This is a genomic window from Stenotrophomonas sp. AN71 (genome assembly GCF_050435725.1).
GTDB lineage: Bacteria > Pseudomonadota > Gammaproteobacteria > Xanthomonadales > Xanthomonadaceae > Stenotrophomonas.
Genome location: NZ_JBNDKU010000004.1, coordinates 120,216 through 146,743 on the forward strand (window position 1 = coordinate 120,216; position 26,528 = coordinate 146,743).

20 protein-coding genes and 1 tRNA gene are annotated in these 26,528 nt (G+C 63.0%); 18 read left to right on the plus strand and 3 right to left on the minus strand.

Features of this window, described 5'->3' with window-relative positions; genetic code table 11:
• Nucleotides 1-156 precede the first annotated feature (156 nt).
• From ABH900_RS08480 to ABH900_RS08535, 12 genes are all read left to right on the plus strand, one after another.
• Nucleotides 157-3,027, plus strand: coding sequence for an autotransporter domain-containing protein (locus ABH900_RS08480; protein ID WP_429622452.1), 2,871 nt, complete (start codon nucleotides 157-159; stop codon nucleotides 3,025-3,027).
• A 104-nt stretch (nucleotides 3,028-3,131) separates the two neighbouring features.
• On the plus strand, nucleotides 3,132-4,136 hold the full coding sequence (locus ABH900_RS08485; protein WP_429622454.1) for a 2-hydroxyacid dehydrogenase: 1,005 nt from the start codon (nucleotides 3,132-3,134) through the stop codon (nucleotides 4,134-4,136).
• 50 nt (nucleotides 4,137-4,186) lie between these two features.
• Nucleotides 4,187-4,262 (plus strand) — tRNA-Thr (locus ABH900_RS08490).
• A gap of 239 nt (nucleotides 4,263-4,501) precedes the next feature.
• Nucleotides 4,502-5,455, plus strand: a complete 954-nt coding sequence (locus ABH900_RS08495; RefSeq protein ID WP_429622658.1) for an RHS repeat-associated core domain-containing protein — start codon at nucleotides 4,502-4,504, stop codon at nucleotides 5,453-5,455.
• A gap of 2 nt (nucleotides 5,456-5,457) precedes the next feature.
• Nucleotides 5,458-5,820, plus strand: a complete 363-nt coding sequence (locus ABH900_RS08500) for a hypothetical protein (protein ID WP_429622455.1) — start codon at nucleotides 5,458-5,460, stop codon at nucleotides 5,818-5,820.
• 1 nt (nucleotide 5,821) lies between these two features.
• Nucleotides 5,822-6,079: a hypothetical protein gene (locus tag ABH900_RS08505; RefSeq protein ID WP_429622456.1), complete on the plus strand. Its 258-nt coding sequence runs from the start codon at nucleotides 5,822-5,824 to the stop codon at nucleotides 6,077-6,079.
• Nucleotides 6,080-6,531: 452 nt separating this feature from the next.
• Complete coding sequence (locus ABH900_RS08510; RefSeq protein WP_429622457.1) at nucleotides 6,532-12,588, plus strand: RHS repeat protein; 6,057 nt, start codon at nucleotides 6,532-6,534, stop codon at nucleotides 12,586-12,588.
• Nucleotides 12,589-12,602: 14 nt separating this feature from the next.
• Nucleotides 12,603-13,496 carry an RHS repeat domain-containing protein gene (locus ABH900_RS08515; RefSeq protein WP_429622458.1) on the plus strand — a complete coding sequence of 298 codons (894 nt, stop codon included), beginning with the start codon at nucleotides 12,603-12,605 and terminating at the stop codon, nucleotides 13,494-13,496.
• Entirely contained in the window at nucleotides 13,493-13,834 is a 342-nt protein-coding gene (locus tag ABH900_RS08520) for a hypothetical protein (protein ID WP_429622459.1), read from the plus strand. The genes ABH900_RS08515 and ABH900_RS08520 overlap by 4 nt, the downstream gene beginning before the upstream one ends.
• 286 nt (nucleotides 13,835-14,120) lie before the next feature.
• Nucleotides 14,121-14,318, plus strand: coding sequence for a hypothetical protein (locus ABH900_RS08525; protein ID WP_429622461.1), 198 nt, complete (start codon nucleotides 14,121-14,123; stop codon nucleotides 14,316-14,318).
• 79 nt (nucleotides 14,319-14,397) lie between these two features.
• Complete coding sequence (locus ABH900_RS08530) at nucleotides 14,398-14,712, plus strand: hypothetical protein (RefSeq protein WP_429622462.1); 315 nt, start codon at nucleotides 14,398-14,400, stop codon at nucleotides 14,710-14,712.
• A 244-nt stretch (nucleotides 14,713-14,956) separates the two neighbouring features.
• Nucleotides 14,957-15,319, plus strand: coding sequence for a hypothetical protein (locus ABH900_RS08535; protein ID WP_429622463.1), 363 nt, complete (start codon nucleotides 14,957-14,959; stop codon nucleotides 15,317-15,319).
• A gap of 34 nt (nucleotides 15,320-15,353) precedes the next feature.
• Here ABH900_RS08535 and ABH900_RS08540 read toward each other — a convergent pair whose 3' ends face one another.
• Together ABH900_RS08540 and ABH900_RS08545 are read right to left on the minus strand one after the other, a co-directional pair.
• Nucleotides 15,354-15,689 carry a hypothetical protein gene (locus tag ABH900_RS08540; protein WP_429622464.1) on the minus strand — a complete coding sequence of 112 codons (336 nt, stop codon included), beginning with the start codon at nucleotides 15,687-15,689 and terminating at the stop codon, nucleotides 15,354-15,356.
• Between the two features lie 13 nt (nucleotides 15,690-15,702).
• Nucleotides 15,703-16,338 carry a GyrI-like domain-containing protein gene (locus ABH900_RS08545; RefSeq protein WP_429622465.1) on the minus strand — a complete coding sequence of 212 codons (636 nt, stop codon included), beginning with the start codon at nucleotides 16,336-16,338 and terminating at the stop codon, nucleotides 15,703-15,705.
• A gap of 306 nt (nucleotides 16,339-16,644) precedes the next feature.
• Here ABH900_RS08545 and cyoA point away from each other — a divergent pair, with 306 nt between their 5' ends.
• From cyoA to cyoD, 4 genes are read left to right on the plus strand one after another with little or no spacing between them, the layout of a single operon-like run.
• Nucleotides 16,645-17,700 (plus strand): ubiquinol oxidase subunit II, encoded by a 1,056-nt coding sequence (cyoA, locus tag ABH900_RS08550; RefSeq protein WP_429622466.1) that lies wholly within the window; start codon nucleotides 16,645-16,647, stop codon nucleotides 17,698-17,700.
• A gap of 2 nt (nucleotides 17,701-17,702) precedes the next feature.
• A complete protein-coding gene (cyoB, locus tag ABH900_RS08555; RefSeq protein ID WP_429622467.1) occupies nucleotides 17,703-19,700 on the plus strand; it encodes a cytochrome o ubiquinol oxidase subunit I in 1,998 nt (665 codons plus the stop codon).
• On the plus strand, nucleotides 19,697-20,335 hold the full coding sequence (gene cyoC, locus ABH900_RS08560; protein WP_429622468.1) for a cytochrome o ubiquinol oxidase subunit III: 639 nt from the start codon (nucleotides 19,697-19,699) through the stop codon (nucleotides 20,333-20,335). Before cyoB ends, cyoC begins: the two co-directional genes overlap by 4 nt.
• On the plus strand, nucleotides 20,335-20,676 hold the full coding sequence (cyoD, locus tag ABH900_RS08565; RefSeq protein WP_005408584.1) for a cytochrome o ubiquinol oxidase subunit IV: 342 nt from the start codon (nucleotides 20,335-20,337) through the stop codon (nucleotides 20,674-20,676). Before cyoC ends, cyoD begins: the two co-directional genes overlap by 1 nt.
• A 214-nt stretch (nucleotides 20,677-20,890) precedes the next feature.
• On the opposite strand, the gene ABH900_RS08570 is transcribed toward cyoD, so the two are convergent.
• On the minus strand, nucleotides 20,891-22,948 hold the full coding sequence (locus ABH900_RS08570; protein ID WP_429622469.1) for a putative bifunctional diguanylate cyclase/phosphodiesterase: 2,058 nt from the start codon (nucleotides 22,946-22,948) through the stop codon (nucleotides 20,891-20,893).
• Nucleotides 22,949-23,097: 149 nt separating this feature from the next.
• Here ABH900_RS08570 and radA point away from each other — a divergent pair, with 149 nt between their 5' ends.
• Nucleotides 23,098-24,474, plus strand: coding sequence for a DNA repair protein RadA (gene radA, locus ABH900_RS08575; RefSeq protein ID WP_429622470.1), 1,377 nt, complete (start codon nucleotides 23,098-23,100; stop codon nucleotides 24,472-24,474).
• 156 nt (nucleotides 24,475-24,630) lie between these two features.
• Nucleotides 24,631-26,487 carry an ATP-binding protein gene (locus tag ABH900_RS08580; RefSeq protein WP_429622471.1) on the plus strand — a complete coding sequence of 619 codons (1,857 nt, stop codon included), beginning with the start codon at nucleotides 24,631-24,633 and terminating at the stop codon, nucleotides 26,485-26,487.
• Nucleotides 26,488-26,528: the final 41 nt, after the last annotated feature.

The window sequence follows — 26,528 nt, forward strand, 5'->3', positions numbered from 1 at the left end:
GTTTTACGCGACGATGACCGGATGGGGAAGAGTGTCCATCGGCCATGATTCCATTGTGAATGTATTCATGTTTCTACGGCCGGCATGCTGGGGGGGTTGGCACCGCCTTCGCGTTGAACTCTTGACCCGTGTGTTGCGGGTGGAGAGAGAGAACACATGAAACATTCGAAGTTGAGCGTGGCCCTGGCGGGGCTGCTGGCCATCACCGCCATGGCGACGGCTGATGACGTCATGGCAATGAATTATCACGTCCAGGATGACCGAGTCTTCCTCAGTGGCGGCGTGACCTTTGCCGATGTGGTGGCGTTGCCAGCCCTGCTGGCCAAGGCCCAGGCCGAAGGCCGCCCGATCCGCGAAGTGGTGCTGCGTACCTCCAACGGTGGCGCGCTGATCGCCGGCGAATGGCTGCAGGCATTGATCCGCACCCAGGGCCTGGACACCATCGTGTCCGGCCACTGCATTTCCTCCTGCTCGATCATGCAGTCCGGCGGCGTCAACCGCTATCTGGCCGGTGACCTGCCGGTGGTCGACTCGGTGCAGATCCATGCCGCCAGCAGTGGCGGCAGGATCACCTACGCGCCGTCGCCGCGCATGACCCAGATCTACACCGGCAACTACGGCGGTGGCATGGATGCCGGGCTGCTGCACAAGGCGATGTACGAAGTGGTGCAGCCCAACGGCCTGCTGGTCTTCCGCGACCCGGCGCGCACCAGCGGCACCTCGGTCACCTTCGATCCCGATGGCAGTGGCCGCCGCCTGGAATCGTTCCCCGGCCAGGACATCCGCGGCAACAACATCATCACCGCAGCGGGCTATCGCGATCCGGGCGACACGATGACGGTCACCGCCAACGTCACGGGTGACATCAACCCCGGTTACCTGCGCACCGCGCGCCAGCTGCAGGCCTTCGTCGATGATGACTTCGCGCGCTGGAATACCGACTGGGCCAGCACCTACATCAACTACGCGGTGAGCCTCTACAACTATTCCTCGCGCGGAGCGAACGGAATCGGACCGCAGTCGCTGCAGCAACTGCTGGCCGACCCCGATATCCAGAACGAGCTGCGCGGGCAGCTGCGCCTGGCCGACCTGGACGCCTCGACCCTGGCCAATTCGGCCGGCGTGATCCGCATCGCCAACGGCGCGACCTGGCGCACCAGCGCCACCACCGGTGCCGACTTCATGCTGGTCGACAACGGCACCATTGCACTGGAAGGCGGCGCGCTGCGCACGCCGGAACTGCGGGTGATGCCGGGCAGCATCGTGGTGGGCCATGGCGATATCGCATCGGTGGGCATGGACTCCAACGCACTGCTTGACGGCACCGGCCCGTCCTATCGCGAAGACGGCTTCAACCGGCTGCGTGTCTACGGCACGCTGATGCCGCGCGGCGGCGATCTGGTCACCCACGGCTACGTCAACATCATGGCCGGGGGACAGGTGCTGTTCGACGTCACCGAGGCCGGCGGCAGCGGTGGCGGACGCCTGCGCGTGGGCAGCTTCTACGATGACGGCGCCGAGGATGGCGCGCTGGTGATCGCGCAGGGCGCGCACCTTGCTTTGAATGTGGCGCAGGGCTTCTATGCCGGCAACTACCGTCGCGACCTGGTGGACGGCCCGATCTACGAGGACGGCTTCAAGGAGGTGGTGCGGCTGGGCGATGCCGGTTACAGCGCCAGCATCACCGGCGCCGAGGTGTTCCGTCCGCGCCACAACTCGCTGCTCAGCTTCAACGTCAAGCAGACGGCCGACGGCTTGTGGCTGACCGCCAACCCGGGTTTCGACCAGCTGGGGCTGTTCGCCAACGGTACGTCCGGTGACGGACTGGGGCGTGCACTGGCCGCTGCATCGGACCGCCAGGACAACGGGCTGAAATCGCTGCTGGGTGCGCTGCAGTTCACCGACCGCGATGTGATCGCACAGCAGGCCGGCGCGCTGCGCGGTGATGCACATGCCAGCCTGCGGCTGGCCGACAATGCACTGCTGGGCAGCATCGGCAACGTGGTGCAGCAGCACCAGGCGGCGATGCGCAGTGGCGGCGATGCCGATGGCCTGGCTTCGCAGGCGGCGCAGTCGGTCTCGGCGCAGCCGGGTATGCGCCATGGCAGCCTGTTCAACCAGCTGGCCATGCATCTGGTCGAGCCGGCGGGCGAGGGCGCTGGTGGCGGTGCCACCGGTCGCAGCCGTGGCCTGTGGGCGCGCGGTTTCGCCAGCCATGGCCGCATCGACGCCGACGGTGGTGTGGCCGGCCTGAGCCACAACATCGGCGGCATCGTGGTCGGTGCCGATACCCGCGTGGCCGATGACCGCGTCACCCTCGGTGTCAGCGTGGCCGCGGCCGACATGTCGACCAAGGCCAACGATGGCTCCGGCTTCAGTGGTGATGTGCGCGCGCTGGACGTGGGCGGCTATCTGGATGCCACCTATTCGCGTGGCTACCTGTCGGCGGCCGTGCGCTACACCGACCTGCGCCACGACACCCGCCGCAGCCTTTCCGCGTTCGAGGGCCTGCAGCAGCCGTTGCGTGCCCGATACAGCAACGATGCGATCTCGGCGCGGGTCGAGCACGCGTTCTCCTTCACCATCGGCAAGGGTCTGGTGATCCAGCCGCTGCTGCCGGTGGTGGACTACGCCCGTACCTCGGCCACGCGCTTCAACGAGGGGCAGGGTGCCGGTGCGCTGATCGGCCGCAGTGGCAGCCTGGAGAGCATCCGGGTCGGTGCCGGCCTGCAGCTGTTCAAGACCTTCGAAGGCAACAAGGGTGAGCGCATCACCCCGCGTGCCCGAGTGGTCTGGCAGAAGGAACTGGGCGATTCCCAGGCGCGCTACAGCACCGGCTTCGCCGCGGCGCCGGACCTGGTGTTTGGCGCCAGCAGCCAGGCGGTTGGCGAGCAGGTGCTGGCCTGGAATGTGGGCGTGACCAGCCGTGCCAGCGAGCGTCTGTCGATCATGGCCGACTACGTGGGCGAGCGCCGCGATGGGCAGATCCAGAACGGCGTGATGCTGGGTCTGGGCTACCGGTTCTAGGTTCCAGGCAGTTGACGGCACCGGCGATGTCTGCATCGCCGGTGCCACCCCCATGTACGCGTGGCTGCGGTATGGTCGGCAGGGAATTCCCGCCAGGCCACCCCATGCAGATCGCCGTCTTCAGTGCCCGCCCTTACGATCGTCGCTTCCTCGACGAGGCCAATCAACGCGATGCGGCCGGTCAGGGTTTTGCGTTCGTGTACTTCGATGCCGCGCTGGACGTGCATACCGCTGCGTTGGCACAGGACTGCGCAGCCGTCTGCGTGTTCGTCAATGACCGCCTCGACGCGCCGGTTCTGCATGCCCTGCATGCGTTGGGCGTGCGTGCGGTGCTGCTGCGCTGTGCGGGCTTCAACAATGTGGACCTGGTCACCGCGAAAGCACTGGACTTGTTCGTCGCACGGGTGCCTGCGTATTCGCCCGAAGCCGTGGCCGAGCATGCACTGGCGCTGGTGATGACCCTCAACCGTCAGACCCATCGCGCCTACAACCGCGTGCGCGAGGGCAACTTCATGCTTGATGGCCTGCTCGGGCGCACCCTGCTTGGGCGCACGGTCGGCATCGTCGGTACCGGCAAGATCGGGCTGGCTACCGCGCGCATCTTCAACGGCATGGGCTGCACGGTGCTCGGGCATGACCCGCATCCGTCGCCGGCCTTTGCCGGGGTGGGCGAGATGGTGGGGTTGGACGAACTGCTGGCGCGCGCCGACATCGTGTCGCTGCATTGCCCGCTGACGCCGGACACCCAGCATCTGATCAACGACACCTCGCTGGCATGGATGAAGCCCGGCGCGATGCTGGTCAACACCTCGCGTGGCGGGCTGGTTGATACCCATGCGGTGATCCGCGCGCTGAAATCGCGGCGGCTGGGTCATCTGGCCATCGATGTCTACGAGCAGGAGAGCGCGCTGTTCTTCCAGGACCTGTCCGGCGAGATCATCGACGACGAGGCCTTCCAGCGCCTGATGACCTTCCCCAACGTGCTGGTGACCGGCCACCAGGGCTTCTTCACGGTGGAGGCGCTGCAGGAGATCTCGGCGATCACGCTGGGGAATCTGCAGGATTTCGCGGCGGGGCGGATGGGGGCGAACCGGGTGGAGGCGGGGTGAGTCGGGGTGATTGACCACTGGGTCACCTAGCCCGTAAAATCGCGGGCTCAGCCGGAATAGCTCAGTTGGTAGAGCGGCGCATTCGTAATGCGTAGGTCGTAGGTTCGATTCCTATTTCCGGCACCAGTTGTATGAAAAGCCCCGGCCTTGGTCGGGGCTTTTTGTTTGGGCGGCATGGGCGACCGCTGCAGTAGTGCCTGCCCATGGCTGGCAGCTCAGGATTTCCGAACCTCGCGACCCGCTCGCCCCTCCGGCTTCCCAGGCGCTTAGCTCCTGGCACTGTTCTCGACCTGGAATCCGCAGCCAGCCATTCCTGTGCTATGAGTACCCTGCCTTGCTTCAAGGCTCTTTCAGGGATTGGAAAGATGCGGAGGTTCGGGGGAACTGCAGGCGGTGTGTTTACCCGCTTCAGGGGATTTGAAGATCGAATTCGGAGGCTAGGAGCATTCGGCGCCTGGCTGTGCTGCGTGCTGCTGATCGGTCTTGGCCTGCCGCCATCCGCAATCGCCCAGACGACGGTGACGTACATCCACACTGACGCCCTTGGCTCGGTGGTGGCCGAGAGCGATGCCAACGGCAATGTGATCAAGCGCTATGACTACGAGCCTTATGGGGCCGTGGTAGGTGGTCAGGTCACGGACGGGCCGGGGTATACGGGGCATGTGAGCGACTCGGCTACCGGGCTGAGCTACATGCAGCAACGGTACATGGATCCGCAGCTGGGAGTGTTCCTCTCGGTTGATCCGGTGACGGCGTATGAGCAGCCGGTAGGGCAGTTCAATCGGTATCGGTATGCGAACGGCAATCCTTACAAGTTCACGGATCCGGATGGGCGTCAGGCGATCCCCATGCCTGCCCCTTACATTCTTCCCATCCCGGTCCCCAGCTCTGGTGGAAACATCCAACGCAGTGAGGACACATCCGGTGGGAATCGCGAGAGCGGACCAAGTGGAAGGCCAACATCGAGACCGACTGAACGTCCGGCAGGGAGGGATACGGTTCGTCGGGGGCGAGACGGGCAGCCAATACCTAATCGCTTTCCCGACAGGCCATTGCCTACGAAGCCTAATGGTGAGCCTGCACCAGATCCGGATGCGGCTGGCCCGCATACGCAACTAGGCCAGCGAGATGGTAGAAATGGAAAGTACGACCAAGCGAGAGAGTTCGACGGTCGAGGGAGGCCAGTAAAGACTATTGATTTTACTGACCACGGTAGGCCGGGTAGTCATACGAACCCGCACGAACATCCTTACGAGCCGAGTGCTACCGGTGGCACTCCTTCTCGAGGGCCAGCGCGGCCGCTGAACGGAGGTGGATAGTCATGACCGTAAATGCGTGGGGCTTCCCAATCACGGGAGACAGGGTAGTTGAGGCGTTAAGGACGAACTTCAGTACGAATGACGTATGGCTGCTATCGGATTTTGATGTTCCGTCGGGAGCGAAGTCACAGGAGATCCTGAGTCACCTTCGAGAGCGGATGGCGGACGGCCCGTTGGAGGTGTCCACCGCGGATCTGTGCGATGCGCTTGCTGGCGCCCCTCAGGTGTGGGTGCTGGACATTCGGCTCTCATCTGATGAGGGTGTGCAGCTCTATATTGAAGATGGTGAGGTTTTTGAGGAGAGTCTGGACAGGGCGGTCAGAATCAGAAGTATCGCTGGATCGAGAGACCCGAAGGTGAAGTGAAATGAAGCGGTCTATCTCATCCCGTCTGCTTTCTCTGTTGGCTGAAATCGCGGCAAAGCACAGCTTTCACTTGCCTGAAGAGGGCATCAAGCACCTTGTCAAACAAGACCGCGAGTCGCTGATCGATGCATTAGTGCAAGAGTTTTTGGAGACCGGTTTGGGACCTGACGATGAGCCTAATCAACGAGGCGTCGAGATCGAAGAGATCATCGATTTCGTTGGCGCTATCGCTGATCAGACTGATGCATCCAGCGGCTAGGCAATCGTTGATTTGGAGTCATATGCGGCTGGTCCTAGGTTCGACTCCTATTTCCTGCACCAGTTTCAGCAAAAGCCCCGGCCTTGGTCGGGGCTTTTTGTTTGAACGGTACTGCCAGCGGTAGTGCCGGTCGCTGACCCGCAGCTTCAGTAGTGCGAGCCTCTGGCCGGCAACGCGGAAAGCCCCGCCTCTCTGTTCAGCATGAGGCTTTCTCGGCTTCCCAAGCGCCTGGCCCTGGCGTGCTCCTGTCTCCAATCGGCGACTTTGCTTCCTTCGCCGTGCCTCGCCGCAGCAGCAAAGCAGGACAGCGGCAGCAGAGTGACGGGAGTCTTGACGTGGAGTCAATTATCCTTATCACATTCACTAGTCCTTGATATTTGCCAACTCTGGCGGAATACTCGCGTCAACAATCAGGGGTGGCAGGGATGCGGATCGAGTCTTCGGGAGTCGGCATGTGGCCTTCTGCGCGGATATGCGCCGTCATTCTTGGGATCACAGCGGGCTGGAACGTCCAGGCCCAGCAAGTGGTGCAGCAGCCCTATCAGGAGTACGACAAGCAGGTTCGTTCTGCTGAGCAGGTGGGCGCACTGACCTCCGACCTGTTTGGAGATGCAGTCAACGTCTACGACCAGTCGGCATCGTTCCTGCAGACCGACATCGATCTTCGCGGGACCAATGCGCTGCCGGTAAGACTGTCACGCAAGCTTGCTGTCCGTCCGATCCCGACTGGCGGCATGCCACCGCAGATTTATGGGGGCGCAGGTGACTGGAACATCGATGTTCCTTTCATCTCGGGGGTCTTCGATTCCCACTATGGCTGGATCTACGGCATGGGGGCGCGCAAGACCGGGCGCTGTACGGATACGTTCTATCCTTGGACATCGCCTCCCCACAACATCACCAGCATCTGGTCCGGCTACACGGTCAACCTGCCGGGCGACAAGGCGCGCACGCTGATCGGAATGCCTCCCTCCCAGTTCAAGCCGACGGGTGGGCAGAACAACAACTGGACCACGAGCTCTCTGGACGCCATCTCCTGCACTGCGATGATTGCAGGCTACGAAGGCGAGGGGTTCGTTCTGCAGACTACTGAAGGAGTCAAGTACACCTTCAATGTGGGAACGGTGCGCACGGTTGGCGAGATGGGTACGGACACTTCGACTTCGCAGAGCCGACCGCGGATCGAGGTCTACATCCTTGCCAGTCGCATCGAGGATCGTTTTGGCAACTGGGTCAATATCGCTTACAACGGCAACGGGCACCCGACGTCCATCACTGCCAATGACGGGCGGTCGATCTCGCTGCAGTACGCTGGAAACCAGCTGGCAAGTGCCACAGCCAATGGGCGTACATGGTCGTACGGCTACGTCGGGGCTACGCTTCAGCGTGTGGTCCAGCCCGACTCGGCGAGCTGGGAGTTCACCCATCTGCCGAACATGTTCGTCGATCATGAGAACTGGACCGAGGATCCAGGTCCTGGTTGTGGCGGTGTCGCGCCGATCCGTGCCAAGACCTATTCGCTGCAGATCAAGCATCCATCGGGAGCCGTTGGCTCGTTCCGTTTCGACCACGGCCGCTTCTACCGTGCGGGTGTGCCCATCATCCAGTGCACGGCGCAGACCCAGGGCGGCGCGACTGAGAGTGGGGGCACGATCACTCATACGCTCGTGACGCCCTATTACTTTGATGTGTTCTCGCTGTCGGAGAAGACCATCAGTGGGCCAGGCATACCTGTGATGCGCTGGACCTACGGAGACTCGGGTGAGTACCACGACATGTGGGATGGCATTCCACCCTGCACGACTTGCACGCAATCAAAGGTGGTGAGTATCACCCAGCCAGACGGGAGCAGGCTGGAGGAAACGTATGGAATCGTCTTTGACCACAACGAAGGAAAGCTCCTGGGGCGCCGTACCGTGTCGCCATCCGGGAATGTGTTGGAGTCGGAGGCACTGACCTATGTCTCCACTGCGCAGATGCCGTCCATGCCGTTTCCTGAGCGCTATGGGTATCGCTGGGGCGGGAGTGATGACAGTTCGGTGATCATTCGCCCAATGCAGCAGCGGCAGTTGACCCGGGATGGCGTGACAATGACCTGGCAGGCCAATTCGTTCGACGCGTATGGGCGTGCGGCGAGCGTGACCCGCAGCAGCTCCCAAGGGGCCAGTCGGACTGATACCACCAGCTACTACAACGATACCAGCCTCTGGATCCTCGGCCAGGTTGCTGCGCAGACCAACAGCTCGGGCCTGGTTGAGGCGCAGACTACGTACAACGCTGCTGGACTCCCGGCCGAGCAACGGCGTTTCGGTAAACTGGTTCAGGCGTTGTCTTATCATGCCGATGGCAGCGTGGCCAGCATTGCGGATGGGCGGGGCAACGCCACCTCATTGAACTCCTGGAAACGCGGAACGCCGCAGTCGATCGGCTTCGCCGACGGTACTTCGATGTCAGCCTCCGTTGATGACAATGGTTGGATCCGGTCGATCACCAACGAGGTGGGTTACCAGAGCACGTTCGACTACGATGCCATGGGACGACTTGTGCGCAAGGCATTTGCCACGGGTGATTCGGTTGCATGGAATCCAACGACACAGGTATTTGAGCGCGTCGATGCCGTGGAGCACGGGTTGGCAGCCGGTCATTGGCGCTTGACCACCAATACCGGTAATCGCAACAAGGTGACCTGGTTCGATGCGATGTGGCGTCCGGCACTGACCCTGGAGCAGGATGCCGGCGACGTTGCTTCAACCGCGCGCTATCAGCGCTTCAGCTACGATCATGCAGGCAGGACCACGTTCCAGTCCTATCCGACTGCAGGAAGCAATCCCACCAGCGGACAGTGGAGCGAGTTCGATGCATTGGGGCGACCCACGTCGACGTCGGTTGATAGTGAGCAGGGGCTGCTGACCACGGTAACTGCCTACCTGTCCGGCATGCGGGTACGGACGACAGATCCACGAGGCCAGTCGACAACTACCCAGTATCGCGTCTATGACACGCCGGTTCTTGAAATGCCGGTGGCCATCGAACATCCGGGCGGTGCCTTCACCGATATCGTGCGCGACGTGTTCGGCAAGCCGGTCTCCATAGAGCGTCGCAACGCAACCAGTGGTGTGTCGGTTACGCGTTCCTACGTCTATAACGCTCAGCAGGAACTCTGCAAAAGTGTGGAGCCGGAAACCGGCGCCAGCGCGATGGGCTATGACGCCGCGGGAAATATCGCCTGGTCAGCAGCTGGACTAACGCTGACGGCGACCAATAACTGTGATGCAGTAGCGGCGCAGGCGTCCGGCCGCCGCGTTGACCGCACGTATGATGCTCGCAATCGCCTGAAGCAACTCATCTTTGCCGATGGCAGCGGTGACCAGGTTTGGTCCTACAACAACGTCGGGCAGCCTACGCAGGTGGTAACGGCCAATCCGGATGGCAGGCAGGTCATCAACACCTTTGCCTACGCCAAGCGCGGTTCAATCACCAACGAAACCCTGCAGCAGACTGGGATGGGAATCTGGTCGATGGGGTATGGCTACGACGCCAATGGCGCGTTGGCCAGTCTGCAGTACCCGAGTGGCCTGCAGGTGACACTGGCGCCCAACGCACTGGGTCAACCGACTCGGGTTGGCAGCTTCGCTACCGGCGTTGGCTACTATCCAAATGGTGCATTGCGCGCCTTCACCTACGGAAACGGTGTCGCCCACAGCATGTCCCAGAACGCTCGCGGGCTGCCGGCCCGGGCGATTGACTCCGGGGTGATCGATTCCAGCATTGTTTATGACAGGAATGGAAACGTCGCAAGCATTGCCGATGCGATCGAAGCGGCCAAGTCGCGACAGATGCAGTACGACAGCTCGGATCGCTTGACGCAGGCGAGCTCTGCCTCGTTTGGTGGGGACGGGGTCTATAGGTTTACCTACGACGTTCTGGATAACCTCCGCAGCGCCAAGTTGGGAGGCATCAAGCAACACAGCTACTGGTATGACGCGCGCAACCGGATGACGACCGTCAACCAGGACGATGGCAATGCCATCATCGGCCTTGACTACGATGTGCAGGGCAACCTGGCCAGGAAGAACGGCGAAGGGTTCCGCTTTGACCTTGGTAATCGACTGCGTGATGTGGGCGGGCGTGAGGCATATGCATACGATGCCCATGGTCGTCGCGTCGGCAGCTACAACGCCACCCTGGGAGACATTCTCTCGTTCTATGGCAATGACGGAGTGCTGCGCCGTCAGCACAACAAGCGCACCGGGAAAGAGCTCGAGTACGTGAGCCTTGGCGCCCACCTGGTTGCGCAAGTGGAGACAGGGGTTGCTCTGGGGACTCCTGTGATTTCTGCGCCGGATACCGTGGCTGTTGGCAACTACACCGTGAGCTGGAGTTCAATCGGAAACGCCAACCGATATGAGCTTCGTGTCTCGACCAATTCGGGTGGCTCCTGGAGCAGTGCCTATGCGGGCAGTGCGCTGTCCTATGCCGTTACAGGTGTTGAGAAGGGGACACGTTATTACCAGGTCAGGGCGTGTCAGGGAAGCGGGTGTGGAAGCTGGAGCACGTCGGCCCTTGTCAGTCATATCCCCATTCCCGCATCGGCGCCTTCGCTGGCCATGCCGGCGGTTGGCCTCAATGGCAGCCATACCATCAGCTGGTCGGCCATTGCTGACGCGTCCCGCTATGTCGTCGAAGAACAGGCCGGAGCTGCAGCATGGTTGGTTGTGCATGATGCAGCAGCGCTTGCTGTAACGTTGAATGGCAGAGCGGCAGGCAGCTACAGCTATCGTGCTCGCGCCTGCAACGTGTCCGGCTGTGGTCCGTATTCGGCTGCGCAGGCGATGACTGTGATCTACCCGACAGACACCGCGCCGACAGTGACCGCCCCCGCCAGCAACTATTCCGGAGCTTTCACCGTGAGCTGGACACCGGTGGCGGGCAGCATCCGGTATGAGCCGCAGGAGCGCCTTGGGACCAGCGCGTGGACCAGTCTAGCCAGCGTCGCTGGAACGTCCGTGCAGATCGAGGGGAAATCGACGGGCAGCTATGGGTATCAGGTACGCGCCTGCAATTCAGCGGGCTGCGGCCCTTGGTCGAACGTTGTTTCTACATCAGTTCTACTGGCACCCAATGCCGCTCCAGCGATCACTCTTGCCGGCAACAGCTCGACAGGTGCTTTCCCCGTGGCCTGGAGCAGCGTGGCCGGCGCGGTGGAGTATCGACTCGAAGAGCGGCTCGGCACTGGCTCCTGGCAGGGGGTGCAGGCAGAAGGAGCCACAGTGCGTAGTGTTTCCGGTAAGGCTACCGGAACCTGGAGCTATCGAGTTCAAGCCTGTAATGCTGGCGGCTGTGGGCCCTGGTCGGTTGAGATGGCAATCGTTGTTCTGCTGGTGCCAGGCACGCCCGCAGTTGCTGTTCCTGCGACCAACAGTTCGGGTGCATGGACGGTGAGTTGGTCATCCGTTTCAACGGCGGACTCTTACCAATTGGAGGAGCGGGTTGCCGGTGGGGCATGGACCAATGTGCATGACGGTTCTGCAATCAGCAAAGAGGTCAGCGACAAAGCCAGCGGCACCTTCGAATATCGTGCCAGAGCCTGCAATGCCAGTGGTTGTGGCGGGTACTCCGCGCCGGTATCCACGGTAGTGACCCGGCCGCCGGCTGCTGCCCCGGCCCTGACGGTGTCCGGTTCCAGTACGGATGGGGCCTTCACTGTCACCTGGGCCGCCGTTGCGACGACGACCGAGTACCGCTTGGAGGAGTTGGTATCAGGCGCATGGTCGCAGATCCAGAGCGGAGCGGGTACCAGCATTGGCGTCAGTGGGCGGGGGAGTGGCAGCTACTCGTTCCGTGTCCGCGCCTGTAACAGCGGCGGCTGCAGCGGCTACTCCAGTACGGCCGTGGTTACGGTTCTGCTTCCCCCGCAGAGTGCACCTGCCCTGAGCGCGCCGGACTCCGCACCTGGTGCATACACCATCAGCTGGTCCGCCGTCACTGGGGCGACACGTTACAGCCTGCAGCAGAGCATCAACGGTGCGCCGTGGACCGGTGCGGGCGATCATGCGGGTACGAGTACGTCGTTCAATCCCGGGCCATTTGGCAGCTACGCCTATCGAGTCGCTGCATGCAACAGCAGCGGCTGTGGAGGCTGGTCTGCGACAAGGGCCGTCAATGTAATACGAGCTCCGTTGGCTCCTGTCATCACCTATGCGCATCACCACTGGTACTACGCCGGGCCTCACAACAGCGAATTTGCTTCCTGCAATGTCAGTTGGACTGCTTCTGTTGGAGCGGAGCGCTATGAACTCCACGCAGGCGATGGTACGACGGTGTATGGCCAGATGTACTCGGGGCCGCTCAATGACATCCAGGGTAGCGGCTACTCGATTCAGTACTGCGCAGATCCCTACGTCGTAAGGGCATGCAACGCGGCGGGCTGCTCCGGCTGGTCGTCACCTTTCGTGCCTACGGTGGAGCGGGATCCGAAGCCGGAAAATCCGGGGGATCCGCCGGTATGAATTGGGAGCACGTGATGTCGAAACTGATCACGCGTATTGCCGTGTACGGGCTGTTGCTTGTTTGCGTGGTGGCTTCTGCCGGTGCCCAGACGGTCACTTACATCCATACGGACGCCCTTGGCTCGGTGGTGGCCGAGAGCGATGCCAATGGCAATGTGATCAAGCGCTATGACTACGAGCCTTATGGGGCCGTGGTAGGTGGTCAGGTCACGGACGGGCCGGGATATACCGGGCATGTGAGCGACTCGGCTACGGGCCTGAGCTACATGCAGCAGCGGTACATGGATCCGCTGCTGGGCGTGTTCCTGTCGGTTGATCCGGTGACTGCGTATGACCAGCCGGTTGGGCAGTTCAATCGGTATCGGTATGCGAACGGGAATCCGTACAAGTTCAAAGATCCTGATGGAAGGTCCGCCACATGTGGTGAGAGGTCATGCGTAATCGAATGTACCAGCGGATTTGCGTGCGCCGTAGACTATGTATACGTGGGAACGGTGTATGGAGGGCGGCTGCTTCGGAATGCGGTCGAGTCGATACTGCCAGTTATTCAGCAGTCTCAGTCACCTAAAGGTGACGCTCCTGCGCTGCCTGAGGGATTGGTAGGAATTGAAGATAAGGGAAGCAGGCAGCAGGGAGGGCGTGTCAATAACGGTCCGCTGGCGCCGGACAATGGTGGGGTGGGGGATGGGCTGAAGGATTTTGGTACTTTAACCGGCGGCAAGTTCGATCTAGCATCTGAAGGTTCACGATTGCCAGAGGGGGCGCAGGTTGGTGATAACGGAGTAATATATCGACCAGGAAATGCAGGTTCTGGCCCTCGAATCGATATTCCGGCAAATGGTGAAAAGCCTCATGAGACACTACATTACCCCAAGCCGCCTCCGCCGCCAGAGAGGTCGGGCCTGTGATCGATCTTAATGATTTGTTGGAGTCGCGCCTGGTCGATGGCTCCGATGTCTATATCGATTCGGGCATGAGTCCGAGCGAGTATCTTGAAGAACTTGCGAATGACATCAGGCGGAATGCATGTCAACCATTTGAACTGTCTGCGGTGGTAATGGCGCCAGGTATTCCGGGATTTGACGATGGTGAAGAGATCTCTGGGATGTGCGTCGCCAAGGAGGGGGGGCGCTGGTTGGTCTATCGGGCGAAGGAGGATTTGTTCTACGCCTTTTGGGGGGCAAGGCCCGAGCAGCTTGGAGCTCACGGCATTTTTGGAAGCCCGTTGTACTGCTGGTCAGCGTGACGGAAGTGCGGGAGATCGGATGAGGTTGCGTTCTGCGCTGCAACGACGATCCCAGTGGCAATGTGACCAAACGCTACGACTGCGAGCACTACGGTGCTGTAGTGGTCCTGATACTTAATGAAGAGCCCCGGCCTTGGTCGGGACTTTTTGTTTGGGTGGGGCGTTGGAACTCTTTGATGCGAACGGGGTTCGCTGCAAGCCGATCATTGGGCGACGCTCATGTTCCCTTCGAGCCGAGAACGCCAAGTCCGGTAGGCAGCGTCACATCCCGCTAATCGTCGAAGCCATGGAAGTCCTGCAGCGTTGGGCTGGGCAAGCGGGCGAGCGCCGTGCGGGCAAGGTCTTCGACGTGACCGACATCAAGAAGGGGGGGGGCAAACTCATAGCCGATGCCCGCATTGAAGAGTTCCGCTTTCATGATCTGCGCCATCATTTAGCATCTTCAGGGGCGGTCAATTTTGATCCGGGTAAAGGAACGATCTGACGCTTTCGGCTAGTACAAGCGTTGGTGCGTATACGGGTGTATCAGTGATGTTTGACGACACTCTGATTGGAGGTAAGTGATGGATCAGTTTTCTGGAAGCTATTCAGTGGTGATCGCTGTCGTTGGTATTTTTGGTTGGGTCGCTTCAATTGCCGCATATCGTGCGCTACTGGCTTTGGATAGGGAGTCGCCGGAAGTGCTGAGAGGAGTTGGCGTGTCGAAGGTGGATTTGGGGTTTAAATGTCTTAGGGGGGGGTATTTTGGGCTTCTCGCAGCATGGCTATGCCATCTCGTCGATGCGGCGATGGGCGTTTCGAAGCTTGATATTGGCGTATGCAATGTTGACGCTTACAGGCGTGGTCATGTTTGCTGCGCACTGATCTTCTCTATTTAGCGAAGATTTTGGTGCGTCCCTGGAGACGTTTTCTCTATGAGATGGAGCGTTCGCCGGCATGGCCCCGTGGCAACGAGGATTCATGTGATGGGAAACTCACAACTAGCCGAGGCGAATGATCGCGCGCGCAGGCAGGGCCAGGAGTGGGGGTGGGTCAAGAGGGCGAAAGCTCTACCGGCTGATGGCTCTGCTATTTAGAGGGGGGGGGGTTCCGATGAGACTGTTGGCGGGGGCGAGTCGGAAAATGAAAGATGAAGAGGCGTTCGTCGAGATGACGAGGCTTGTGGGAAGCTTCGCGGTCGGTGCTGTTGCTGCGCAGGATTTCATTGGTCGTTATTCGAATTTCTATTACTACGACGCACTGGACGGGCACGAGGCTTCAAGTGCATTGCAGCCAGAGCACATGCAAAGGCTTGGGCGCGCTGTTGAGCTGCACCGCCGCATCCAGGAAGAGGTGGTGAACAGGATTTCGCTTGATGCTGGGTATTCAGTTGAGGCTTTGAAGTTGGCAGGGCGACTTGGCCCATCTGAAGCCCAGGAGCTCGCGCTGAGGATATGTGCGGAAGTCGGGATTGAAGCCATCTTGTCGGCGATCAGGGCAGCATGAAGTGATTCCGCCAGAGGATCGGGTGTAGTACGCCTTATCGGTGCCTCACGACCCCTGCATCCCGCGCCAACCACCAGGCGAGCTGCCGGAGATAGCCGCCTGCTGCTCCCGCCAATGCGCCGATCAGCAGTCGTGCAAGCATTCTGGCCCCGCGTCCAGCCCGCTTCCGCACCCAAGGCAGCAGTGCCACCACCTGTGCACCCAGCAATAGCATCAGCACGTCCAACCCCAGCGCATCCACCACCGGCAACAACGGCAGCAGATCCGGATTGCAGGCCAGCACGATCACCAGCCCGGCACCCAGAACGGCCATCAGGTGGCGCCCGGCGGGCAGGGTGGTCCAGAGAAGCAGTCGGTTGATCAGGCGCATGGCGTTCCTTGTATCACGGGCGGGAAGGGGCGCCGGTCTGAAGTGCCCGCACCGGCTGCCGCAGGATGGTCTTCAGGCGCGCCGACGCGGTCCTGCGCGGGTCGCTCAGGTAGATCTCGTGGTGGGGGCCGGCGAAGGTGTAGCCCCGCGCGGGCATCAGTTCGTCATGCAGATGAGCCAGCGTCGGGCCTTCATCGTCATAGGCGCCCACATGCAGGGTCTGCAGGCAGCGGCCTTCTTCGAGCGTTTCATGGCGAAGGCTGGCAGGCGCATCACCCCGCTTCTTCCGCGACTGGGTAATCGCGGCTTCAAACAAGTCTGCGGCGATGCGCTCGGGCGTCCGGATCATCACCGTCCAGCTCCACTCGTCCTTGCGGCGGGCGATGAAGCTGGCCGGGTCATCGGCACTCCATAGTGCCTCCAGCGGTGGCACCACGTAGTCCTGGCCTTCGGCCTTCAGTGCGAACTTCAGTGCATAGCTGACCGCGTACAGCCACGGCACCGCCTGCAGGTAGGCGGGGGCCGTGTTCGGATCGCCGCAGCCGTCGACCATCACGTAGGGCAGGGCAGGGACCTCCACCGTGACAAACCTGCCCGCCGGCGGCTGGTACAGCATCCGGTCGCGCTTCTTGAAGTCGATCTTGTCCATGAGGCCCCTCCTCGCGCCGAGGATCCCACGTCCTCGCCCTCACGCGCGTTCCTGAATCTGTTCATCCGACTTTGCCGAACACGGCCGGACCGTACCTGTGCGGGCAGTGCGACAACGTGTCGCAGCCCGAAAGCGGCCTTTCCTGCGTCCGATCATTGTCAATGCCTTTCTTAAATGGTGGGTGACGGCCTAAAATTGGAAGGCTGACTCGACCCCACCTCACTGCCTGTCTCACCACAGGCGGGACCGGCTTTGGCCGGAGCGGGCAGGACGGGGAACGGCATTCCCTCGCAATTGGATCGACCGATGATTCCGTTGAAAACCCTTGGGCGCTGGTTGCGCCCGGGCCTGCTGCTGTCGTTGCTGGTGATGCTTACCGGCTGCGATGCCGTGGCCATCCTCAGTCCGAAGGGCCAGATCGGCCAGGATGAGAAGACCCTGCTGATCACGGCTACCGTGCTCATGCTGCTGGTCGTCATCCCGGTCATCATCATGACCCTGACCTTCGCGTGGAAGTATCGCGCCTCCAACACCAAGGCCCGCTACGAGCCGAAGTGGTCCCACTCGACGGCGATCGAGGTGGTGGTGTGGTCGATCCCGTGCATGATCGTGCTGGTGCTGGCGGTCCTGACCTGGCGTTCGTCGCACGCGCTGGACCCGTACAAGCCGCTGGAATCGGACGTCAAGCCGGTCACCATCGAGGCGATCTCGCTGGACTGGAAGTGGCTGTTCATCTATCCGGAAGAGAAGGTGGCGGTCGTCAACGAAATCAAGTTCCCGGTCAACACGCCGCTGAACTTCAAGATCACGTCCGACACGGTGATGAATGCCTTCTTCATCCCGCACCTGGGCAGCATGATCTACTCGATGGCCGCGATGGAGACCAAGCTCCATCTGATCGCCAACGAGACCGGTGAATTCCCGGGCATGTCCTCGCACTACAGCGGCGCGGGCTTCGCCAAGATGCACTTCACCGCCTACTCGGTCACCGATGCCGAATACCGCCAGTGGCTGGACCAGGTCCGCGCCGGCGAGCAGACCTTGGACAAGGCCTCGTTCAAGGCGCTGGGTGAAGCACGCAACGCCGAGTGGTATCCGGTCACCTACTTCGGCAAGACCGAAGAAGGCCTGTTCGACTGGGTCCTGGCCAAGCACATGGGTGACAACAAGCACTACGGCATGAAGCACGAGCACAAGGCCCCGGCCGATGGTGCCGCTGCCGAAGGCCACGATGCCCATGCGGGTCACGAGGGCCACGAAGGCCACACCGATGCCGCTGCCGCTCCGGCCGAACACGCCGGACACACTGCTGACGAGCACGCCGCCGCCGGTCACGCCGGCCATGCGGGCTCGGGAGAATGAACATGTTGGGAAAACTCTCTATTGAGTCGATCCCCCACGATCCGATCGTCCTGACGACGTTGATCGGTGCAGTGCTGGGTGGCCTGGGCGTGATGGCCCTGATCACCAAGTTCAAGCTGTGGGGTTACCTGTGGAAGGAGTGGTTCACCTCGGTGGATCACAAGAAGATCGGCGTGATGTACCTCATCGTCGCCTTCGTCATGCTGCTGCGCGGTTTCTCCGACGCGATCATGATGCGTACCCAGCAGGCGCTCGCCGTCGGCGGGTCCGAGGGTTACCTGCCGCCGCACCACTACGACCAGATCTTCACCGCCCACGGCGTGATCATGATCTTCTTCGTGGCGATGCCGCTGATCACCGGCCTGATGAACCTGGCCGTGCCGCTGCAGATCGGTGCGCGCGACGTCGCGTTCCCGTTCGTCAACTCGCTCAGCTTCTGGCTGTTCGTGTCCGGTGCGGTGCTGATCATGCTGTCGCTGTGGATCGGTGAGTTCGCCGCCACCGGCTGGCTGGCGTTCCCGCCATTGTCGGGCATCGAATACAGTCCAAGCGTCGGCATGGACTACTACATCTGGGGTCTACAGGTCGCAGGCCTGGGTACCACGCTGAGCGGTATCAACTTCTTCATCACCATTTTGAAGATGCGTACCCCCAGCATGAAGCTGATGCAGATGCCGGTGTTCACCTGGACTGCGCTGGTGACCAACGTGCTGATCGTCGCGGCCTTCCCGGTGCTGACCATCACCCTGGTGTTGCTGACCCTGGACCGCTACCTGGGCACGCACTTCTTCACCAATGACGGTGGCGGCAACGCCATGCTGTACATCAACCTGATCTGGATCTGGGGTCACCCGGAAGTCTATATCCTGGTCCTGCCTGCGTTCGGTGTGTTCTCCGAAGTCATCGCGACCTTCTCGCGCAAGGCGCTGTTCGGCTACAAGGGCATGGTCTACGCCACTGCCTGCATCGGCGTGCTGTCGTTCATCGTGTGGCTGCACCACTTCTTCACCATGGGCTCGGGTGCCAACGTCAATGCCTTCTTCGGCATCACGACGATGATCATCTCGATCCCGACCGGCGTGAAGATCTTCAACTGGCTGTTCACCATGTTCCGCGGTCGCGTGCAGTTCACCACGCCCGTGCTGTGGACCATCGGCTTCATGGTCACCTTCACCATCGGCGGCATGACCGGCGTGATGCTGGCGATCCCGGCCATCGACTTCGTGCTGCACAACAGCCTGTTCCTGATTGCCCATTTCCACAACGTCATCATCGGCGGCGTGGTGTTCGGCATGTTCGCCGGCATCACCTACTGGTGGCCGAAGATGTTCGGCTTCCGCCTCAACGAGTTCTGGGGCAAGTGCGCGTTCTGGTGCTGGTTCATCGGCTTCTACGTGACCTTCATGCCGATGTACGTGCTGGGCTTCATGGGCATGACCCGTCGCCTGCAGAGCACCGTCAACCCGGCCTACGAGCCGCTGCTGCTGGTGGCTGCCGCAGGTGCCTTCATCGTGGGTGCCGGCATCCTGTGCCAGATCATCCAGGTGGCCGTGTCGATCCGCGACCGCAAGAAGACGGCCGATCTGACCGGCGACCCGTGGGATGCCCGTACGCTGGAGTGGGAAACCTCTTCGCCGCCGGCCTTCTACAACTTCGGCGCACTGCCGGAAGTCACCGAGCTGGACGATTTCTGGGAGCGCAAGCAGCGTGGTGAAGCCTGGCCGAAGCCGGCCAAGTACACCGACATCCACATGCCGCGCAACACCGGCACGGGCGTGGTCATCGGTGCCTTCAGCATGGTGTTCGGCTTCGCGATGATCTGGCACATCTGGTGGCTGGCCATCATTGGCTTCGTCGGCATGATCGCCACGTTCATCTACCGCACCTTCGACCAGGACGTGGACTACTGGGTCCCGGCCGCCGAGGTGGAACGCATCGAGAACGAACACCGCAAGCACCTGGAAAACCAGGGCCTGGTGAAGTCGGAGCTGAAGGCATGAGCACCAATACCTCGACCCTGAGCCACGGGCACGCCGCGCAAGCGGCGGCCCATGGCCATGACGACCACGAGCACCACGACACCGGCGGCAACACCGTCTTCGGTTTCTGGGTGTACCTGATGAGCGACTGCCTCATCTTCGCCTCGCTGTTCGCCACCTACGTGGTGCTGTCTGGCGGTACCGATGGTGGCCCCGGCGCGAAGGACCTGTTCGAGCTGCCGTTCGTGGCGTGGGAAACCGCGCTGCTGCTGACCTCGTCGCTGACCTTCGGCCTGGGCATGATCGCCATGCACCGCAAGCAGGTCGGCCAGATGTTCCTGTGGCTGGCGATCACCTGGCTGCTGGGCTTCGGCTTCATGTGCATGGAAGTCTATGAATTCCAGCACCTGATCCATCAGGGCTACGGTCCGGACCGCAGTGCCTTCCTCTCTGCGTTCTTCGCCCTGGTCGGTACCCACGGCCTGCACGTCAGCGCCGGCCTGCTGTGGCTGCTGGTGATGTTCGTGCAGCTGAAGAAGTACGGCCTGACCCCGACCAACAAGACCCGCATGGCGTGCCTGAGCCTGTTCTGGCACTTCCTGGACCTGATCTGGATCGGCGTGTTCTCCGTCGTCTACCTCAATGGAGCGCTGTAATGGCACATGACAACCATGCACACGACCACGGCACCGGCGGCGAAAGCCATGGCACCGTGAAGTCGTACCTGATCGGCTTCGTGCTGGCGGTGGTGCTGACCGTCATCCCGTTCTGGATGGTGATGTCGGGTGATTTCTCGCGCACCGTCAACGGTGTGGTCATCGCCATTACCGCCGTGCTGCAGATGTTGGTCCACCTGGTGTTCTTCCTGCATCTGGACCGCTCGTCGGAAAGCCGCTGGAACGTCAACGCTGCGGCCTTCACCGTGGTGGTGATCGGCATCATCGTGGTCGGCACCCTGTGGGTCATGCACAACATGAACGTGCACATGATGCACTGACGTCCACGCGACGTTGCCACGCAGAAAGGCCGCCCCCGGGCGGCCTTTCTGTTTTCCGGCAACACCGGGAAAGGCATCCACGCATGGCGTGGATCTACTCAGGGGGCGGTAGATCCACGCCATGCGTGGATGCGCAGTGCAGTAGATCCATGCCATGCGTGGATGGGGTCAGAGCCCTTGCCTGCGGCAAGGGATCCGACCCCGGCGTCGAACCTCATCCCACCTTGCGCAGGAATTCCTCGGCCTCCATCGGCCGGCCCAGGTGGTAACCCTGCAGCTGGTCGCAGCCCAGATCGCGCAGGTACTCGCGCTGCGCCTGGGTCTCCACGCCCTCGGCCACCACCTGAAGTTGCAGGGTGCGCCCGAGCGCGATGATCGACGAGACGATGGCCGCGTCCTCGGCGTTGCATTCCAGGTCGTGCACGAATGCGCGGTCGATCTTTAGCTCGGTGGCGGGCATGCGCTTGAGGTACAACAGGCTGGAATAGCCGGTGCCGAAGTCGTCGATGGCGATGTGCACGCCCATGGCGGTCAGGTCGTTGAGGATCGCCAGGCTGGCATCCACATCCTTCATCGCCGTGGTTTCGGTGATCTCCAGGGTCAGCCGCGCCGGCTCGATCCGATGCCGCTCCAGCACCGCGCGCACGCTGTCCAGCAGCGCCGGTGAGGCGAACTGCAGCGGCGACAGGTTCACTGCCATCGACCACTCGCTGTGACCTGCATCGTGCCAGGCACGCAGCTGGGCGCAGGCGCGGTCCAGTACCCAGTCGCCGATCGGCAGGATCAGGCCGCTGCGTTCGGCGATCGGAATGAACACATCCGGCGCCAGCAGCCCCAGCTCCGGATGCTGCCAGCGCAGCAGCGCCTCGGCGCCCGTGGCCGGAGCGCCAGCGGCGGGAAACTTGGGCTGGTAGTGCAGGATCAGTTCGTTGCGGGCGATGGCCTTGCGCAGGTCCTGCAGCAGCCGCAGCTGGCGATTGGCGCTGAGCTGCATCGACGGGGTGAAGAAGGTGTAGCCGTTCCGCCCGGTTTCCTTGGTGTGGTACATCGCCGCGTCGGCGTGTGCCATCAGTTCGCGCTCGTTGCCGGCGTCATCCGGATACAGGGCGATGCCCAGGCTGGCACTGACCTGCAGTTCGGCCGCGTCCAGCGTGAACGGTTCGCCGGCGGCGGCGATGATGCGTTCGGCCACCACCACGGCATCGTCGGGAATGTCGATGGCCAGCACGATCACGAATTCGTCGCCGCCGAGGCGGGCGAAGGTGTCCTGTGGCCGCAGCAGGCCACCGATGCGCTGCGCCACCGCCACCAGCAGGCGGTCGCCGAGCTGATGGCCATACGCATCATTGACTGCCTTGAAGCCGTCCAGGTCGCAGAACATCACCGCCACCGCGTGGTTGCGGCGGCGTGCCTTTTCGATGGACTGCTCGATGCGGTCCTGCAGCAGCATGCGGTTCGGCAGCTGGGTCAGCGGGTCATGCAGGGCGGCCTGGATCAGCTTGTTGTTGGCGTGCGCCAGTGAATCGGCCAGCAGCCCGGTGCGCACACGCATCTGCCGGTCGAACAATGAGGCCACCAGAGCGATGCCCAGCGTCGCTACCGTGGTGACGATGACCAGCACGGCCAGCCAGCGCGTGTCGATGCCGCCGCTGCCGACTGCGCCACAGATGCTGCCATCAGGGAAGCGCGCGGCGGCCATGCCGGTGTAATGCATGCCGACGATGGCCAGGCCCATCACCAGCGAGGCGAGGCCGCGCAGCAGCAGCGTGTTGCGCTGTTCGGTGCGCAGGCGGAAGGCGATCCACAGGGCGGCGCCGGCGGCACCGATGGCCACCGCGATGGAGGCGGCGAACCAGCCCGGATGGTAGTCGATGCCCGGCTGCATGCGCAGGGCCGCCATGCCCAGGTAATGCATGGTGGCGATGCCCAGCCCCATCAGCACCGCGCCGGCCAGCAGGCGCCGCCAGGGCAGGCTGGGCCGTGACACCAGCCACAGCGCATAGGCCGAGGCGCCGATTGACACCGCCAGCGAGTAAAGGGTGATGCCCAGGTCGTAGCCCAGTGGGATTGGCAGGTCGAAGGCGAGCATGCCGATGAAGTGCATCGACCAGATGCCAAGGCCCATCGCTGCGGCGCCGCCAGCCAGCCACCATCGCGCCACGCGGCCCTCGGCCGTGGCCAGGCGGCCGGCCATGTCCAGTGCCGTGTACGAAGCAAGGATGGCCACCAGCAGGGAGGTGATGACCAGGCTCTGACTGTAACTGCCAGTCATGTTGGATCCAGTGGAGGAGGGAGGGGCGCCCGCAAGGCGCACGCCTGCGACCCCTATCGGCGCGGGTGGGCGGAACTTGAGCGGTCGCAGCACCTGCGACCCGGCTCGGCTATCCTGCCACGCCCGTTCCCGTTGCAGGAAATTCCCAGATGGCAAAAGCCCGCACCGCCTACGTCTGCAATGAATGCGGCGCCGAGTTCAGTAAATGGCAGGGCCAGTGCACCGAGTGCAACGCCTGGAACTCACTGTCGGAAATCGTGCTGGAAAGCGCGGCGGCGGCCAAGGCGCCGGCCTCGCGGCGGGCGGGGTGGGCCGGCAAGATCGATCCGCCGAAGATCACCGCGCTGAAGGACGTGGAGCAGACCGAGCACCGCCGTGTCACCACCGGCATCGGCGAGTTCGACCGCGTGCTCGGCGGTGGTCTGGTCGAGGGCGCGGTGGTGCTGGTCGGCGGCGACCCGGGCATCGGCAAGTCGACCCTGCTGCTGCAGGCGGTGGCGAAGATGGCCGCCGAACTGCCGGTGCTGTATGTCACCGGCGAGGAGTCGCTGGCCCAGGTGGCCGGCCGTGCGCACCGCCTGGGCCTGCCGCTGGACGGCGTCAACGCATTGGCTGAAACCGGGGTCGAGTCGATCCTGCAGCATGCCTCCCGGGCCGGCCCGCGGCTGATCGTGGCCGACTCGGTGCAGACCCTGTGGACCGAGAGCCTGACGGCGGCGCCGGGTTCGGTGAGCCAGGTCCGCGAGAGTGCCGCACGGCTGGTGCGCTTCGCCAAGGAGACCGGCACCGCCGTGTTCCTGGTCGGCCACGTGACCAAGGAGGGCGGTATCGCTGGCCCGCGTGTGCTGGAGCACATGGTTGACGCGGTGCTGTACTTCGAAGGCGAAAGCGGCAGCCGCTTCCGCCTGCTGCGGGCGTTCAAGAACCGTTTCGGCGCGGTCAACGAGCTGGGCGTGTTCGCGATGGGCGACAAGGGGCTGAAGGAGGTTTCCAACCCGTCGGCGATCTTCCTGTCCGGCGGCAGCACCCACCAGCCAGGCAGCTGCGTGATGGTCACCCGCGAGGGCACCCGGCCCTTGCTGGTGGAGGTGCAGGCGCTGGTCGATGCTTCGCCGCTGTCCAATCCGCGCCGTGTCGCCGTTGGCCTGGAACAGAACCGTCTGGCGATGTTGCTGGCGGTGCTGCATCGCCACGGTGGCGTGCTGGTCGGCGACCAGGACGTATTCGTCAATGTGGTCGGAGGCATCCGCGTGCAGGAGACGGCGGCCGATCTGCCGGTGCTGCTGGCGGTGCTGTCCTCGTTGCAGGACAGGCCGCTGGCGGAGAAGACCATCGCCTTTGGCGAAGTCGGCCTGTCCGGCGAGATCCGTCCGGTCCCCAATGGTGAAGACCGCCTGCGCGAGGCGGCCACCCATGGCTTTAAGCGCGCCATCGTGCCCAAGGCCAATGCGCCCAAGGGCGGGTCGGTGAAGGGCATGGAAGTGATTGCCGTCGAGCGCCTGTCCGAGGCCATCGACGCGGCGTGATGCCTGCCGCGCCTCCCGCCGGGCTGGCCCGGCGCTACCTTCGCGCGTGCGGAATGCGGCGGCGGGCACGGCAATGGTCAGCGTTGCTGTGCTAGTTTTTCCCGCTCGACGAAGATGCCCGCTGGCGTCTTTCCGTGCCCAGGAGTAAACGATTACATGCAGGACACCGCGCTCATCGCCCCCAACGCCGAAATCCGTCGCGCCGGGGTCGATCTCAATGGACTGATGACGGTGCTGGGCAAGCACCTGTATTCCACCCCGATGGTGGCGTTGCGTGAGCTGGTGCAGAACGCGCACGACTCGATCATCCGCCGCCGCATCGAGCAACCCGGTGCCGAGGTGCCCTCGCACATTTCGGTGCGGGTCGATGCCGGTGCCGGCGTGCTGCGCATCACCGATACCGGGGCGGGCCTGACCCGGCAGGAAATCCATGACTACCTGGCCACTGTCGGTGTCGGCTATACCCGCGGCCTGCGCCAGGGTGGGGACGACGACGACGGCCTGATCGGCATGTTCGGCCTCGGTTTCCTGTCGGCGTTCGTGCTGGCGCGGCGGGTCAGCGTGCGCACCACCTCCTACCAGACGCCGGAGCTGGGCCACCTGTATGTGTCCAGCAACGCCGAGCAGTACACGGTCAGCGAAGTGCCGGCACGCGCGGTTGGTACCGAGGTGGAGCTGGAGCTGCATCCGGATTTCCTGCCGCTGGCCAACGAGGCACGCCTGCACGAGGTACTGGGCCGCTATTGCGCGTTGCTGTCCGAACCGATCTTCATCGGTGCCGCGACCGAGGCGCTGAACCCCGAGCCACCGCCGTGGCGCGGCCCGGGCGATGTTGCCGTGCACCCGGTGCAGGCCCGCCGCCAGGCGTTGCAGTTTGCTGCGCGCTTCGAGCACGATTTCGAGCCGATCGCCACCTTGCCGCTGCGCGCTGATGGCAGCAGCGATGCCGTCGGCCTGCTGTGGGTGCAGGATGGCGCCACCTATGGCACCAGCGACAACCGCAACCTGTCGGTATTCGTGCGCGGCATGCTGCTGGATGACGACGCCCGCGACCTGCTGCCGCCATGGGCCGGCTTCATCGGCGGGGTGATCGAATCGTCGCGGTTGACGCCCACCGCCAGCCGCGAAGACCTGCAGCGCGACGACCAGTACCGTGCCGTGCAGCATGCGTTGCTGGAAGCCCTGATCGACGGCCTGGCCGACGTCGCGCGGCAGCAGCCGGAAGCGTGGCGGCGCGTGCTGACCCGTCACAACGAGGCACTGCTGGGCGCGGCGCTGTGCGATGACCGCCTGTTCGACCTGCTGCTCGAGCACGTGCGCGTGCCAACCTCGCAGGGCGACCTGCCAGCCAGTGCGCTGCCATCGCGTGGCGCGGTGCACGTCATCCTCGACAACGGCGGCGGCTTCGAAGAGATGCTGTTCCGCGCGATGGGCGTGCCGGTCGCGCATGGCCATCGTTATGCCGTGGTGCCGTTCCTGCGCCGTTGGGCACAGGCCAAGGGGCTGCGCCTGGTCGAGCTCGGCACCGAGCAGGGCAATCGTGCGTTGTTCCGCACCGACGACAGTCTCGACGACACCCAGCTGGCCTGGTTGCGTGAGCAGCTGGGCGACGGCGAGCAGCTGCTGCCGGCACGCTTCAGCCCCGAAGCACTGCCGGTGGTGGTGGTGCCTGACCGCGAGGCCGAACTGAAACAGCGGCTGGAAGACGACGAGAACGACAAGCGCGTCTCGATGGCCGCGCTGCGTCTGGCCCGGCAGTTCACCGCGCGCATCGAATCGCGTGCGCCGTCGCGGCTGTACCTCAACCTGGACAACCCGGCGGTGCAGTCACTGCTGCGCGCACAACGCGATGGCCACCCGCAGGCCGAAGCCGCCGCGCGCCTGCTGCGCTCGCTGAAGATCATCGTTGCCGCGCAGGGCCGCCCGCTGGCACGGGCGACGACCACTGCGGGCCCTGACCTCAACGGCGCCTTCGCCGATATCGCCGGTGCCCTGCAGCAGATGCTGCGCTGAGCACCGCCCCCTCTCATCCAGCCTTCGCTAGACAGGAGCAA